We start from the raw sequence: 14,212 nt of genomic DNA, 5'->3' as shown, positions 1-14,212 counted from the left end.
CCCTCCGGCTCACCCTTCGGAGCCGTCCTCCTCCGCCAGCACGCGCTGGGCCGCCGCGAACGCCGAGTTCGCCGCCGGGACCCCGCAGTACACGGCCGTCTGGAGCAGCACCGCGCCGATCTCCTCGGGGGTGAGGCCGTTGCGCCGGGCCGCCCGCACATGCATCGCCAGCTCGTCGTAGTGGCCGTGCGCGACCAGCGCGGTCAGCGTGATCATGCTGCGTTCGCGGCGGCTGAGCGTCGGGTCGGTCCAGATCTCGCCCCACGCGTAGCGCGAGATGAAGTCCTGGAAGCGCGCGGTGAAGGGCGTCTGCCGGGCCTGCGCCCGGTCCACGTGGGCGTCCCCGAGGACCTCGCGCCGCACCTCCATGCCCCGTTTGGCGCCACCGTCGAAGTGCGCCCGCAGCGCGGTCAGGACGGCCTCGGGGCACTGCGCGGGCGCCAGATGCGAGGCGCCCGGGATCTCCACCAGCGCGGCGCCCGGCACCGCGTCCGCGATCTCCCGCAGATGCGCGGGCGGGGTCGCGGGATCCTCGCGGCCGGCGACCAGCAGGGTGGGCGCGGAGATCTCCGCCAGCCGCTCCCGCAGGTCGAACGCGGCCAGCGCGTCGCAGCAGGCGGCGTACGCGTCGGGGTCGGCGTCCCGGTGGTCCTGGACGAGTTCCGGCACGGTGAACCCGGACGTGAACCAGCGCGCGCCGGCACCGTCCGCGAGCTGGTCCAGGCCCTCGCTGCGGACGCGCGCGGCCCGCTCCTGCCACGGCTTGGAGCCGTTGAAGTGGGCGGAGGAACAGATCACCGCGAGTGACGACACCCGCTGCGGATGGTGCACGGCCAGCTGCAGCCCCACGGCACCGCCCAGCGACACCCCGGCGTACGCGAACCGCTCGATGCCCAGGGAGTCGGCGAGCGCGAGCACCAGATGGGCGAGGTCCCCGACGGTGGCGCCCGGCCCGATCAGGTCGGCCGCCGAACCGCCGTGCCCCGGCAGGTCCCAGCGGATCACCCGGTGGGTGAGGGACAGTTCGGGCGCGACCCGGTCCCACAGGGCGTACGAGGTGCCCAGCGAGGGTCCGAGCAGCAGCGGGGGAGCTGAAGCGGGCCCTTCGGCACGGTGGTTGAGGCGCGTGTCGGTCAACGTCGCTCCAGAGCACGGTCGGTGAGGGCTCCGGCGGAGCCGGTGTAGCGGGCGGGGTCGGTGAGCTCGTCGAGGTCGACGTCCTTCAACTCGGGCTGCTCGGCGAGAAGTTCGCCGAGGCTCCGGCCCTCGGCGTAGGTGCGCCTGGCGAGGGCCGTGAGCAGTTCCCTGGCGCGGGCGCGGCCCAGGACGGGTGCCAGCTCGGCGGACAGCCGCTCGGAGACGACCAACCCGTGGGTGAGGTCGAGGTGTGCGCGCATGACGTCGGCGTGGACCCGCAGGCCCTCGGTCAGGTCGGCCGCGTCGCGGGCGGCGCCGCCGACCAGCCGGAGCAGGTCCCGCAGTGGCTCCCATTCGGCGTGCCAGGCCCCGGCCGGCCGCTCGTCCTCGGCGGCCAGCGAGCCGTACAGCGTGGCCGCGAGCTGGGGGGCACGCCGGGCGGCGGCCGCGATCAGCGTGGACCGTACCGGGTTCGCCTTGTGCGGCATGGCGGACGAACCGCCGCCGCTGCCCTCCGCGACCTCGGCGATCTCGGTCCGGGAGAGGGTGAGCACGTCCGCGGCGATCTTGCCCAGTGCCCCGGCCGTGAAGGCCAGACAGCCGGCGAGGTCGGCGATCGGCGTCCGCAGGGTGTGCCAGGGCAGTGGCGGCGCGGCGAGCCCGGTCTCGCGGGCGAAGGAGGTGAGCAGCGCGGTCGGATCGTCCGCGCCGTACGCCGTGAAGGCCGCCAGTGTCCCGGCCGCGCCGCCGAGCTGGGCGGGCAGGGAGTCCCGTACGGGCGTCGCCCGGTCCCGGGCGTCCAGTACCAGCGACCGCCACCCGGCCGCCTTCAGCCCGAACGTCGTCGGCACGGCGTGCTGGGTGAGCGTCCGCCCCGGCATCGCGGTGTCACGGTGTCCGGCGGCCGACCGGGCCAGCGCCCGCTCGGTGCGGCCGAGGTCGTCGAGGATCAGGTCCAGCGTGCGCCGGGCGACCAGCATCATCGCCGTGTCCACGATGTCCTGGCTGGTCGCGCCCCGGTGGACGTACGGCCCGAACTCCTCGCCCACCGCCTTCGTCAGATCGGCGACCAGCGGAATGACGGGATTCCCGCCGCCCCGGGCCCGCTCCGCCAGCGACCGCACGTCGAAACGGCCGGCGTCGGCCGCCTCGGTCACCGCCGTCGCCGCCCCGGCCGGGGCGAGACCCTTCGCGGCCTGGGCGCGGGTCAGCGCCGCCTCCGCGTCGAGCAGCGCCTGCAGGTAGGCGCGGTCGCCGGTCGCGGACGCGGCCGGGGAGCCTGCCCACCCGGGGGCGAGCAGGCCGGTGTCCGCTTCGTCGGATGTCACTGGAACTCCAGGAAGACCGTCTCGCCTTCGCCCTGAAGGCGGATGTCGAAACGGTACGTTCCGTTGCCCCCGTCGGCCGCGATCAGCGTGCCGCGCCGCTCCGGGTCCAGCCGCGCCAGCAGCGGGTCCGCGGCGAGCGCCGCCTCGTCGCCGGGCAGGTAGATCCGGGTGAACAGGTGCACCAGCAGCCCGCGCGCGAAGACGCACACGCTGAGGTACGGGGCGCTCTGCCCGCGCGCGCCGGGCCGGAGCGTCCGCGCGGACCAGTGGCCGCTCGTGTCCGTCTGGATGCGGCCCCAGCCGGTGAACTCCACGCCGTTACGGCCGAGGAAGCCGCCGCTCGCCGTGTCGCGCCGCATCGAGCCGTCGACGGTTGGCAGGTTGCCGTCCGGGTCGGGACCCCACAGCTCCACGAACGCGTCGGGCAGCGGGTTGCCCTCGCCGTCGTACACGTGACCGTGGACGGCGATCGTGTCAGGGTGGCCGACCGGGGCGATGTCGCCGCCGCCGGGGAACGGCAGGGCGTGGCCGTAGAAGGGGCCGACCGTGTGCGACGGGGTGGGCAGCACGGTCTCCGGGCGACTCGTGTCGATCTTCGTCATGGCAGGTCAGCGCCCTTCTTCGATCCAGGTGGCGGTCGGCCCGTCGAGCACGATGTCCCAGTGGTAGCCCATCGAGAACTCCGGCACCGACAGGCTGTGGTCGTACGTCGCCACCAGCCGCTGCCGGGCCGCGTCGTCCGTCACCGACTGGATGATCGGGTCGTAGGGGAACAGCGGGTCGCTCGGGAAGTACATCTGCGTCACGAGTCGCTGCGTGAACGCCGAACCGAACAGCGAGAAGTGGATGTGCGCCGGCCGCCAGGCGTTGACGTGCTGACGCCACGGGTACGGACCCGGCTGGACGGTGGTGAAGTGGTAGAAGCCGCTGTCGTCGGTCAGCGTGCGGCCGACGCCGGTGAAGTTCGGGTCCAGCGGGGCGTCGTGCTGCTCGCGCTGGTGCGCGTAGCGGCCGGCCGAGTTCGCCTGCCAGATCTCGACCAGCTGCCCGCGGATCGGGCGCCCGTTCCGGTCGAGGAGCCGCCCGGAGACGGTGATGCGCTCGCCGATCGGCTCGCCGTTGTGCTGCCGGGTCAGGTCGTTGTCGATCTCGGTGATGTCCCGTTCCCCGAAGGCGGGGGAGGACAGCTCCACCAGCTCCGGGTCCCGGCTCACGTCGATCGCGACCGGCGGCTGCTTGGGGTGCCGCAGGACCGAGGACCGGTACGGCGCGTAGTCGCGGCGCGGCTGGTGCTCGACGGGAGCGCCGTCGGCGCGGCGCTTCTCGTACGCGGCGTGCTCGGCCGCGATCTCCAGGTCGATGTCCGCTTGGGTGAGAGTCATGGGTTCCTCACGCTTCCTAGCGCTCGAGGACGAGGGCGAGACCTTGGCCCACGCCGATGCAGAGGGTGGCGACGCCCACCCGGGCGATCCGCCCGGCCGACAGCAGCACCGCGAGGCCGGAGTCCATCGCGCCGCAGTTGTTCGAGACGACGCTCACGCCGGTGACCCCCCGCTCGTACAGCGCCTGGATCAGCACGTTCGGCACACCGGTCAGCCCGAATCCGCCCACCGCCAGCGACGCACCGTCCGGCACATCGGCCACCGCCTCGAGGGCGGTGGCGACCACCTTGTCCATCCGTGAAGCCCCATCCCGTCCGAGCGCCCGTCCTGAGCAGTTAGTCAGGGCACTGATTATTTCAGCGAGGTGTCCCTCACGCTGCCACCGGAGCTGCGGGGCGTCAAGGCCCAGGAGAAGCGTCAGGTCAGTTCACCAGGTGCGGCCGCAGACAGGTGCCGCCCCGCGCCGGTATTGTTCAGTGCACCAACGAATCCGATCCAGGGAGCGCACATGGCCGCGGTGGACCTCTCCACCCACCCCGGGCACCTGGCCCGGCGGCTCCAGCAGGCGCACTACCTGCTGTGGAACACGATGGTCTCCGAGGAGATCACCTCGCCGCAGTTCGCGGTCCTCAACGCGCTCGTCGGGGAACCGGACCGGCTCGACCAGCGGACCGTCGGGGAACGGGTGGGCCTGGACCGGTCGACCATCGCCGAGGTGATCAGCCGGCTCGGCCGGCGCGGGCTCCTGGACAAGGTGCGCGACCCGCAGGACGGCCGCCGCTTCCTGCTGCACCTCACCGACGAGGGCCTGCGCACCCACCGCAAGCTGACCGTGCGCACCGCCCGGATGAACCAGGTCTTCCTGGCCCCGCTGTCGGCCGAGGAGCAGAGCGTGTTCTTCGACCTCATCCAGCGGGTCTCGGACGCGGCCGAAGGGCTCCGCAACCCGACGCAGCCCCTCGTCACCCAGCCCTGAGCCCGCTCAGCCGCTCACGAGGCCTTCGCGAACACCACCCACACCTGCCCCTCGGCGAAGTTCACCGGCTCACCGTCGTCGGTCGTGAACTCGGTGCCCTCCGTGGCCTCGGGGCGCGACCAGTTCACGTCGTAGGACCGTCCGCCGCGCAGCACGTCCGCGGTCCCCGAGCCGACCGTCTCGGTGTACGGCGTGTTGTTGCCGAGGAAGTCGTGGAAGGCGGACGCGCGCACCTTCACGTACTGCACGACGACCGTCGCCGGTGCCATCCGCTTCCCGTCGGTCGTCACGGCGGGCGTCCCGTCCATCGAGACCAGCCAGCGGTCCCGGTCCGCCGACCAGCTGAAGGTGAAGGCGGTGGCCGGGTAGCGCACGGTCCGCGAGGTCTCCTTCTGTCCTCCGGCGGGTGCGGCGCCGTACCGGAAGCCGGTGGTCAGCGCGTCCGCACCCGGCGCGGCGGGCAGCAGCCGGTCCGGCCGCAGGTAGAGGTTGTGCGGGGAGGGCCTGCCGGTGCCGCGGTAGTAGGCGCCGGACACCGTGCCGGGCGTCTGCGCGGCCAGGGGCGCCTTGTCGATCAGCGGCATCAGTTTGCCCTGGGCCCCGGAGAAGGCGAGCGTCGGCCGGTCGAACTGGGCCAGCAGCTCCAGGTCCGACTCGCGGGCGCTGCGCACCGGACCGACGGCCTTCGGCAGCTTGGTGGCGTAGACCGCCATCAGCCGGCTCAACCCGCCCTCGACCTGCTCCACGTACACGATGTCGGCGGGGTTCAGGCCCGTATGGGGCCGGGCCGCGCGGGCGTTGTCGATCTTCACGGTGAGTACCGAGTCGGCGTCGACGCGCTCGCCCGGCCTCTCGACGGGCGTGCGCAGCCGCCCGCGCCCGTCGTCACCCGTGCCGCCCCCGCCCGTGCAGCTCGCCGTCAGCGAGGCGGTCGCCGCGGCGGCGAGCAGCGCCACCGCCGTGACGGTGCGTCGCGTGCGCGCTCTGTGTCCCATGCCCACCGTGGCCACCCGTCTCTTGTCATTGATTGTGCGCTCATACGTTCATTGATGGCCATACCCGCTCGATTCTGGTCGGCCGGTTGCCTACGCCGATCGGGCCCGAGTGCGGCGATTCGGCGGCGTGGCGACCGGGTACCCGGTCGCCACCGCAGACCGGACACGCCGACGTGACCTAGGGAGCGTGCGATGAAGGCAGTGACCTGGCAGGGAAAACGGGACGTGCGGGTGGAGGACGTGCCCGATCCGACGATCCAGGAGCCGACGGACGCCGTCATCCGGGTCACCTCCACCGGACTGTGCGGCTCCGACCTGCACCTGTACGAGGTGCTCACCCCGTTCATGACACCGGGCGACATCCTCGGGCACGAGCCGATGGGCATCGTCGAGGAGGTCGGCGCCGGGGTGCAGGACCTCTCGGCCGGCGACCGGGTCGTGGTGCCGTTCCAGATCGCCTGCGGCAAGTGCTGGATGTGCCTGACCGGCCTGCCGACGCAGTGCGAGACCACCCAGGTCCACAGTGAGGGCATGGGCGCCGCCCTCTTCGGCTACACCCGTCTGTACGGCTCCGTCCCGGGCGGCCAGGCCGAGTACCTGCGCGTCCCGCAGGCGCAGTTCGGCCCGATCAAGGTCCCCGAGGGCCCGCCCGACGACCGCTTCGTCTACCTCTCCGACGTCCTGCCCACCGCCTGGCAGGCGGTCGCCTACGCGGACATCCCGCAGGGTGGCAGCGTCGCCGTGCTCGGCCTCGGGCCGATCGGCGACATGGCGTGCCGCATCGCCCAGCTCCGCGGCGCCGGACAGGTCTTCGGTGTGGACCTGGTCGGCGAGCGGCTGCGCCGGGCACGGTCGCGCGGTGTGCAGACGTACGACCTCAGGAGCTTCGACAGCGAGAAGGAGCTGGTCCAGGAGATCCGCGACGAGACGGACGGACGCGGCCCCGACGCCGTGATCGACGCCGTCGGCACCGAGGCCCACGGCAGCGGCGCCGCCCGCCTCGCCCAGCAGGCCTCGGCCATGCTGCCCCGGAAGATCAGCGGGCCGTTCGCGGAACGCTTCAGCGTCGACCGGCTCGGCGCCCTCCACACCGCCATCGAACTGGTGCGCCGGGGCGGCACGATCTCGCTGTCCGGGGTCTACGGCGGCATGGCCGACCCGCTCCCGATGCTCACCATGTTCGACAAGCAGATCCAGATCCGGATGGGCCAGGCGAACGTGCGGCGCTGGAGCGACGAGATCATCCCCTACCTCACCGACGAGGACCCGCTCGGCGTCGACGACTTCGCCACCCACCGGCTGCCGCTCAGCGAGGCACCGGACGCGTACCGGATGTTCCAGCGCAAGCGGGACGGCGCGGTCAAGGTGCTGATGACTCCCTGAGTCACGCGCTGAGTCACGCCCTGAGGCACGCTCCGAGTCACGCCGGGGGACCGAAGATCTCCGCCAGGTCGTAGCGCACCGGCTCCTCCAGCTGCGCGTACGTGCAGCTCTCGGGGGTCCGGTCCGGGCGCCAGCGGCGGAAGCGGGCCGTGTGCCGGAAGCGGGCACCGTTCTCCATGTGGTCGTACGCCACCTCGACCACCCGCTCCGGCCGCAGCGGCACCCAGGACAGGTCCTTCTTGCCGGACCAGCGGCTGGGCGCCCCGGGCAGCCGGGCCGTTTCGTGAGCCGCCTCCTCGGCCCAGGCCGCCCACGGGTGTCCGGTGACGTCGTCCATGCGCAGCGGCTCCAGCTCCTCGACCAGCTCGGCCCGCCGCTTCATGGGGAAGGCGGCCGACACGCCCACGTGCTGGAGAACACCCCGGTCGTCGTACAGGCCCAGCAGGAGCGAGCCGACCACCGGGCCGCTCTTGTGGAGGCGGTAGCCCGCGACGACGACGTCCGCCGTCCGCTCGTGCTTGATCTTGAACATGGCGCGCTCGTCCTGGAGGTACCGCCCGTTGAGCGGCTTGGCGACGACACCGTCCAGGCCCGCCCCCTCGTACTGCTCGAACCACCGCTGAGCCACGTCGATGTCGGTCGTCGCCGGCGCCACGTGCACAGGGGCCGTCACCTCGGTCAGGGCCGTGGTCAGCAGTGCCCGCCGCTCGACGAGCGGCACGTCCAGCAGCGACTCGTCCGCCAGGGCCAGCAGGTCGAAGGCGACGAACGACGACGGCGTCCGCTCCGCCAGCGTCCGCACCCGGGAGTCCGCCGGATGGATGCGCTCGGTCAGCGCGTCGAAGTCCAGCCGCCCCTCCCGCGCGATGACGATCTCCCCGTCCAGCACGCACCGCTCGGGCAACCGCTCCCCGAGCGCCGCCACCAACTCCGGGAAGTACCTGGTCAGAGGCTTGCCAGTACGGCTACCCAGCTCGACCTCGGCACCGTCACGGAACACGATCGCCCGGAACCCGTCCCACTTCGCCTCGTAGTGCATGTCCGGCGGGATCTTCGCCACCGACTTGGCGAGCATGGGCTTCACGGGCGGCATCACGGGCAGATCCATGCTCCGATTCTGCGCTCGAACGGCATGGAATGCCCGGTATGCGAGGTGTGTGCGATACGCCTACCGTGGCTCGCATGGGCGAAGCGGTGGAACTGGAGGCGGGTGGCCGGACCGTACGGCTGTCCAGCCCGACCAAGGTGTTCTTCCCGGAGCGCGGCTTCACCAAGCTGGACCTCGCCCGCTACTACCAGGCCGTCGGGCCCGGCATCCTGCGCGCCCTGCGCAACCGCCCCACCACCCTGGAGCGCTACCCGGACGGCGTGGGCGGCGAGTCCTTCTTCCAGAAGCGGGCGCCGAAGAACATGCCCGACTGGATCCCCACCGCGCACATCACCTTCCCCAGCGGCCGCAGCGCCGACGAGATGTGTCCCACCGAGGAGGCCGCCGTGCTGTGGGCCGCCCAGTTCGGCACCCTCACCTTCCATCCCTGGCCGGTCCGCCGCGACGACGTCGACCGCCCCGACGAACTGCGCATCGACCTCGACCCGCAGCCCGGCACCGACTACGACGACGCGGTCCGCGCCGCCCACGAACTGCGCGCCGTCCTCGACGAGCACGGCGGCCTGCGCGGCTGGCCGAAGACCTCCGGCGGACGGGGCCTGCACGTCTTCGTACCGATCGAACCCCGCTGGACCTTCACCCAGGTCCGGCGTGCCGCCATCGCCGTCGGGCGGGAGATGGAACGCCGGATGCCGGAGCAGGTGACCATCAAGTGGTGGAAGGAGGAGCGGGGCGAGCGCATCTTCATCGACTACAACCAGACCGCCCGGGACCGCACGATCGCCTCCGCCTACTCCGTACGGCCGCGCCCGCACGCCCCGGTCTCCGCGCCCCTGCGCTGGGACGAGGTCGGCACCGCGCACCCCCAGGACTTCGACATCGCGACCATGCCCGCCCGCTTCGCCGAACTCGGCGACGTGCACGCGGACATGGACGACCACGCCTTCTCCCTGGAGCCCCTGCTGGAGTTGGCGCGCCGTGACGAGCACGATCACGGGCTCGGCGATCTGCCGTACCCGCCCGAGTATCCGAAGATGCCGGGAGAACCCAGGCGGGTGCAGCCGAGCAAGGCGAGGAAGGAGGCGCCCCCACCGGAGGCACCTCCTTCCTGACCTGCGAAGGTGCCCCCTACGGGGTACCTTTTTCGGGACCTACAGCTCCTTGATCCTGATGTCCCGGTAGGAGATCACGTCCGTCGTGCCGTGCACCTGGAGTCCGATGTAGCCGGAGGCGAACCGCCGCCCGTCCGTGCCCGGGTCGTCAGAGCGCGGCGGGGAGAAGTCCTGGCCGCCGAAGTTGTCGAACTCGTTGATCAGCACGCCGTTGCGGTAGACCGAGTAGTGCTGGTCGACCACCCGGATCTCGTAGTCGTTCCACGTGCCCTTCTGGGTGACGCCGGCCCCGGCCAGCCCCACCCGGTCGAAACCGTAGACCGAGCCCGTCTTGTACATGTCCCCGTCGGGCCGGTCGAGCACCTGCACCTCGTGCCCGTACTTGATGGCGACCCACTCCGGCCGCGACTCCTCCGGGTGGTCGTGCACCCATGGGAACCGCACGAACACACCGGAGTTGGCGTTGCCGGTGCCAGGAGCGTCGTCACGCCACTGGAGCCTGAGCGAGAAGTCGCCGTACTTGCGCTGCGGGAACCACAGCATGCCGAGCCCGGCCTTCGTGGTGCCCGAGGTGATCGACCCGTCGGCGTTCGGCGCGAACGAACCGCCGCCCACCTGCTGCCACTTGGCGAAGGACTCCGCGCTGCCGTCGAGGATCGTGCGGTAGCCCTCGGTCTGTCCGGGCTTGCCGATGCCGGACTGGCGGGCCGCCTTCTGAATCGCGTTGTACTCGCGCTGGTCGACGACGCCTTCGGTCAGCAGCTTGTCGAGGACCGCCTTGACATGCTTCAGGAACAGCGCGTGGGACGTCCACTCCTTCTCGTCCTCGACCAACTCGTTGATCCGGCACCGGTTGTTCGTGACCCGGTTCGGCACGCCCGAGTCGACCTCGCCGACGATGACCGTCAACCGTTCGTCGTATTCCGCGCAGTTGGGCGCGGGCACCCCGCCACCGGCCACGACAGCGAAGCTGACGGTTCGTGCGGCGGAGGTGTTGCCCGCCTTGTCGATGGCCCGGTACGCGAGCGTGTGCGCGCCGGCACGGTCGACCACCACGGGAATGCTGTAGGCAATGTACGGTCCACCGTCGAGTGAGTACTCGATCCGGTCGACACCCGACCCGCCGTGTTCGTCGGTCGCGCTCACGGTCACCTTGGCGTTCCCGACGTACGCCCCGTCGGAGTTCCGCGTGCCGTCCACGGTCACGCCGGTCACCGGCGGGGTCGTGTCCTGCGGTGGTGCGGCGACGACCGTGAACCGCACGCTCTTCTCGGCGGCCACGTTGCCCGCCTTGTCGGTGGCCCGGTAGCGCACGGTGTGCGTCCCGACCTGGTGCACCATCACGGGGGCGGTGTACGGCTGCCAGGCACCGGAGCCGACGGCGTACTCGATGGTGTTGACGCCGGACCCGGTGTCCGAGGCGCTGACGGTGACCGTCGCCATGTCGACGTACGTCCCGTCGGCGTTCTGCTCACCGCTCACCGTCGCCGAGGTGTCGGGCGGCGCGGTGTCGTCGGAGGCCGGTGGGACGACGGTGAACTCGGCGCTCTTCTCGGCCGACACGTTGCCCGCCTTGTCGAGGGCGCGGTAGCGGACCTTGTGGCTGCCGACCTGGTCGACGACGACCGGCGCGGTGTACGGAATCCAGTCACCCGCCTCGCCGAACGCATATTGGATACCGCCGACCCCTGACCCGCCGTCTTCGTCGGTCGCGCTGATCGCGACACTCGCCGAGCCGACGTAATCGCCCTGCGCGTTCTGCGTGCCGGTCACCCGCGCGGCCGCCTCGGGCGGTGTCGTGTCCTCGCCGCCGCCCTCGGTCACCACGAGGATGCCCTGCATCTGGCCGTGGCCGGGGATCGTGCAGTGGTAGAAGTAACGGCCCGGCGTGAGCGTGACCTCGGCGGTGTGACGGCCGCCCTGGTCGTCGCCCGGGTTGGCGAGGATGTTCAGCTGGACGTCGCTGTTGAACTCCGGATCGCTCGTCACGAACGTCAACGTGTGCGGCATCCCGATGGTGTTGCCGGTCGCCGCACTGTTCTCGAAGACGATCGTCGCCGCGCCCGCCACGGCCGTCGCGGGCGCCGACGTGTACTTGTCGATGTCGTTTCCGGCGGTCCAGGTGAGCACCTGGGCCGCGGCCTGCTCCTGGGGCTGCCGGGCCTCCTGCCGGGTCTGCCCCGCTGCGGGCAGCGCCTGCAGCCCGAGTATGACGAGCAGCGCGGCCAACAGGGCCGTCCAGACTCTTCGTTGCCGTGTCACTGCGTCCCCCTCGCCAGCCGGCCTGCGGCCGGAGTCGGCCCGCCGCCCGTGTAAGTGACCCGCCACAGCGCCGACCTGGCGTCCGAGGTGAAGAAGCCACGGCCGTAGTCGAGGACGTACAGGGCGCCGTCCGGACCGAACTTCCAGTCCATGAGGTTCCTGATGCCGTTGTTGCCGACCGGCACGATCTTCTTCAGGGACTCCGAGTGGACCGGCAGACCGCCGGCGCCCTGGTTCTTCGGATCGGTGATGACCGCGTTGCGCGGCTGGTCGGCGTCGTAGAAGTCGCCGACGAACCACTTGCCGTCCCAGTAGGCGGGCCACTTGGCGGCGCTCGTGCTCGCCGCGTCGTACCGGTAGACCGGCCCGTTCATCGCGGCCTGGCCGCCGCCCTTGAGCCACGGCAGCCGATAGGTGGCCTCATCCTGCTTGTACGAGGGGATGCCGTTCGCGTCGCGCGGGTAGTCGGGGGCGCCGCCCTGGGGCGAGTACCAGATGTTGTTGCCGGTGACGGGCGGCAGGTTGACCAGACCGTCGTTGTTGGGCGACTCGTTCTTCGGGTGGTCGCAGTCGTACCAGCCGAGCGGCCGGGTGGGATCGGGCAGGTTGCGGTCCCGGTAGGGCTGCTTGTTGCCCATGCAGTACGGCCAGCCGCGGTTGCCCGCCTCGGTGATGACGGCGAAGGTGTCGTACTTGGCGGGACCCCAGGTCGTCGAGGGCGCGCTCGCGTCGGGGCCGACCCAGCCGGCGTAGAGGGTGTCGGTCTGCTTGTCGACGAAGATGCGCGCCGGGTTGCGCACGCCCATCACATAGATCTCACCGCGGGTCTTGCCGCCGCCCTCGTCGGTCTCCTTGCCGGTGAAGAGGTTGCCGTCGGGGAGGGTGTACGTCCCGTCGGGTTCCGGGTGGATGCGCAGGATCTTGCCGTTGAGGTTGTTGGTGTTGCCGGCGGTGCGGCGCGCGTCGGCGAAGGACACGCCCTTGTAGGCGGGCTGCGGGTTGTTGCCCGAGTAACCGTCGCTGAAACCGCTGGAGTTGTTGTCGCCGGTGGCGATGTACAGGTTGCCCTGGGAGTCCCAGGCCATCCCGCCGCCCGCGTGGCAGCAACTGTGGATCTGCACCGGCCACTTGAGCAGCACCTTCTCGCTGCCCAGGTCCAGCTTGTCGGTGGCGGGGTCGAGGGTGAAGCGGGAGACGCGCCGCTCGGCCATCCGGGTGTCGCGGTTGATCTGCGCGTGCGGCGTGTAGTGCAGGTACACCCAGCCGTTCTGCTCGAAGCGCGGGTCGAGTTCGATGCCGAGCAGGCCCTCCTCGACCTTGACCAGTTCGTCGCCGCCGCCCTTGTTGCCGAAGACGGTCAGCGCGCCCGCCAGGGTGACCTTCTTGGTCGCGGGGTCGTAGACGTGGATCTCGCCCTTGCCCTTGCCGATGTCGGGGTTGTTCCAGTCGGTGATCACGGGCTGGGAGGAGTCCGCGCCGCCCCGGCCGATGTAGAGCACGCGGCCGTCGGGCGCGGTGACCAGGCCGTGCGGTTCGCCGATCTGGTCGTTCTGCCCGGGCTGGTTGGGCTGGGTGAGCCGCTCCGCCTTGTAGTTGCCGGTGACGGTCGCCTTGCAGTCGGCCTGCACCAGCCGGGTGGTCCACAGCAGCGCGCCGCGCAGATGCGCGCGGAAGTCCGTCTCGTCGTACGACGACACCGTGCCGCCCATGCCGGTGTAGAAGGACCGCCCGCCGTCGTAGTCCCGGCACCAACTGATCGGATGGTCCCAGCCGTTGGCGCTCGCGCCCGGCTGGTACGTCGACTCCCGTAAACGGGCGACCGTATGCACGTCACCCGAGGGGTTCTTCACCCAGTTGAGCCACCGGTCGGGGCGCTTCCACTGCAGGGGCAGGTCCTTGGTGGCCGGATGCCGGCGGTCGCCGACCTCGACGGTGGCCCGCTGCGCGTTCGTCGGACCGGACGCGGCCGGCCGGGCGCCGACGAGGCCGGTGAACCAGTCCGAGTACGGCTCCGCGCGGGCCGCGTCATGGATGCCGAGGAAGCCGCCGCCGGCCTCCATGTAGGCCTCCAGGCCCGCTTCCTGATCGGGATCGAGGACGTCCCCGCCGCCGGTCAGGAAGGCGACGGCGTTGTAGCGCCCCAGCCGCGTGCCATCGGTGAAGACGGACGGGTCGCCCGTGGCCTCGACCTTGAAGCGCCCGCTCGCCGGACCGGACAGGCCGATCTGCTCGATCGCCTCGATGCCGGCGTTCACGACCGGTGACTCGTTCCCGGCGGCGGCGGACCCGTGGAAGATCAGCACCCGTACGTTCGCGCCACCCGGCGGCGACTTGACGGACATCGTTGTCGGGGACGGCTCCGGGGCTTGACGCGCGTTCGCGGTGGGCCCCGACAACAGTCCGGCGGCGACGAACCCGGCGGTCACGGTGGCCGCCCAGGCCCGTCTTCTCCCGTTTCTCGTGCTTCTTGCGCTCAACCCTCGTAAGTGCATGGGCACCTCCTCGGTCACAGCAACAGCGCGATGGAAG

11 protein-coding genes and 1 pseudogene are annotated in these 14,212 nt (G+C 71.4%); 3 read left to right on the top strand and 9 right to left on the bottom strand.

Going from position 1 to position 14,212, the window contains the following annotated elements; all coding sequences use genetic code 11:
* Positions 1 to 9: 9 nt before the first annotated feature.
* The 5 genes and pseudogenes from pcaD to KUM49_RS11080 all read right to left on the bottom strand — a co-directional run.
* Positions 10 to 1,137: a 3-oxoadipate enol-lactonase gene (pcaD, locus tag KUM49_RS11100; protein ID WP_217236578.1), complete on the bottom strand. Its 1,128-nt coding sequence runs from the start codon at positions 1,135 to 1,137 to the stop codon at positions 10 to 12.
* Positions 1,134 to 2,465 carry a 3-carboxy-cis,cis-muconate cycloisomerase gene (pcaB, locus tag KUM49_RS11095; RefSeq protein WP_217236577.1) on the bottom strand — a complete coding sequence of 444 codons (1,332 nt, stop codon included), beginning with the start codon at positions 2,463 to 2,465 and terminating at the stop codon, positions 1,134 to 1,136. The genes pcaD and pcaB overlap by 4 nt, the downstream gene beginning before the upstream one ends.
* Complete coding sequence (gene pcaG, locus KUM49_RS11090; protein WP_217236576.1) at positions 2,462 to 3,067, bottom strand: protocatechuate 3,4-dioxygenase subunit alpha; 606 nt, start codon at positions 3,065 to 3,067, stop codon at positions 2,462 to 2,464. Before pcaG ends, pcaB begins: the two co-directional genes overlap by 4 nt.
* A gap of 6 nt (positions 3,068 to 3,073) precedes the next feature.
* Positions 3,074 to 3,847 carry a protocatechuate 3,4-dioxygenase subunit beta gene (gene pcaH / locus KUM49_RS11085; RefSeq protein ID WP_217236575.1) on the bottom strand — a complete coding sequence of 258 codons (774 nt, stop codon included), beginning with the start codon at positions 3,845 to 3,847 and terminating at the stop codon, positions 3,074 to 3,076.
* A 76-nt stretch (positions 3,848 to 3,923) separates the two neighbouring features.
* A pseudogene (locus KUM49_RS11080) lies at positions 3,924 to 4,142 on the bottom strand (CoA-transferase); the annotation flags it as partial.
* A 213-nt stretch (positions 4,143 to 4,355) separates the two neighbouring features.
* Here KUM49_RS11080 and KUM49_RS11075 point away from each other — a divergent pair.
* Positions 4,356 to 4,823 (top strand): MarR family winged helix-turn-helix transcriptional regulator, encoded by a 468-nt coding sequence (locus KUM49_RS11075; protein WP_217236574.1) that lies wholly within the window; start codon positions 4,356 to 4,358, stop codon positions 4,821 to 4,823.
* Between the two features lie 14 nt (positions 4,824 to 4,837).
* On the opposite strand, the gene KUM49_RS11070 is transcribed toward KUM49_RS11075, so the two are convergent.
* Positions 4,838 to 5,818 (bottom strand): DUF3048 domain-containing protein, encoded by a 981-nt coding sequence (locus KUM49_RS11070; RefSeq protein WP_217236573.1) that lies wholly within the window; start codon positions 5,816 to 5,818, stop codon positions 4,838 to 4,840.
* Between the two features lie 192 nt (positions 5,819 to 6,010).
* On the opposite strand from KUM49_RS11070, the gene KUM49_RS11065 reads away from it, so the two are divergent.
* Complete coding sequence (locus KUM49_RS11065) at positions 6,011 to 7,201, top strand: zinc-dependent alcohol dehydrogenase (RefSeq protein WP_217236572.1); 1,191 nt, start codon at positions 6,011 to 6,013, stop codon at positions 7,199 to 7,201.
* Between the two features lie 37 nt (positions 7,202 to 7,238).
* Here KUM49_RS11065 and KUM49_RS11060 read toward each other — a convergent pair whose 3' ends face one another.
* Positions 7,239 to 8,309, bottom strand: coding sequence for an ATP-dependent DNA ligase (locus KUM49_RS11060; protein WP_217236571.1), 1,071 nt, complete (start codon positions 8,307 to 8,309; stop codon positions 7,239 to 7,241).
* 74 nt (positions 8,310 to 8,383) lie between these two features.
* Between KUM49_RS11060 and ligD the strand changes: the two genes are divergently transcribed.
* Positions 8,384 to 9,421 (top strand): non-homologous end-joining DNA ligase, encoded by a 1,038-nt coding sequence (gene ligD / locus KUM49_RS11055; RefSeq protein ID WP_217236570.1) that lies wholly within the window; start codon positions 8,384 to 8,386, stop codon positions 9,419 to 9,421.
* Positions 9,422 to 9,460: 39 nt separating this feature from the next.
* On the opposite strand, the gene KUM49_RS11050 is transcribed toward ligD, so the two are convergent.
* Together KUM49_RS11050 and KUM49_RS11045 are read right to left on the bottom strand one after the other, a co-directional pair.
* Complete coding sequence (locus KUM49_RS11050; RefSeq protein WP_217236569.1) at positions 9,461 to 11,683, bottom strand: OmpL47-type beta-barrel domain-containing protein; 2,223 nt, start codon at positions 11,681 to 11,683, stop codon at positions 9,461 to 9,463.
* Positions 11,680 to 14,175, bottom strand: a complete 2,496-nt coding sequence (locus KUM49_RS11045; protein ID WP_217236568.1) for a ThuA domain-containing protein — start codon at positions 14,173 to 14,175, stop codon at positions 11,680 to 11,682. The genes KUM49_RS11050 and KUM49_RS11045 overlap by 4 nt, the downstream gene beginning before the upstream one ends.
* Positions 14,176 to 14,212: the final 37 nt, after the last annotated feature.

This window comes from Streptomyces sp. AC555_RSS877 (genome assembly GCF_019049245.1).
GTDB lineage: Bacteria > Actinomycetota > Actinomycetes > Streptomycetales > Streptomycetaceae > Streptomyces.
Note: the sequence above shows the minus strand (reverse complement) of the source record. Positions and strands in the feature narration are given on the sequence as shown.

Coding starts and splice junctions, on each gene's coding strand:
- pcaG (WP_217236576.1), bottom strand. CDS start 3,067: ATGACGAAGATCGACACGAGTCGCCCGGAGACCGTGCTGCCCACCCCG.
- pcaH (WP_217236575.1), bottom strand. CDS start 3,847: ATGACTCTCACCCAAGCGGACATCGACCTGGAGATCGCGGCCGAGCAC.
- KUM49_RS11075 (WP_217236574.1), top strand. CDS start 4,356: ATGGCCGCGGTGGACCTCTCCACCCACCCCGGGCACCTGGCCCGGCGG.
- KUM49_RS11070 (WP_217236573.1), bottom strand. CDS start 5,818: ATGGGACACAGAGCGCGCACGCGACGCACCGTCACGGCGGTGGCGCTG.
- KUM49_RS11065 (WP_217236572.1), top strand. CDS start 6,011: ATGAAGGCAGTGACCTGGCAGGGAAAACGGGACGTGCGGGTGGAGGAC.
- KUM49_RS11060 (WP_217236571.1), bottom strand. CDS start 8,309: ATGGATCTGCCCGTGATGCCGCCCGTGAAGCCCATGCTCGCCAAGTCG.
- ligD (WP_217236570.1), top strand. CDS start 8,384: ATGGGCGAAGCGGTGGAACTGGAGGCGGGTGGCCGGACCGTACGGCTG.
- KUM49_RS11045 (WP_217236568.1), bottom strand. CDS start 14,175: ATGCACTTACGAGGGTTGAGCGCAAGAAGCACGAGAAACGGGAGAAGA.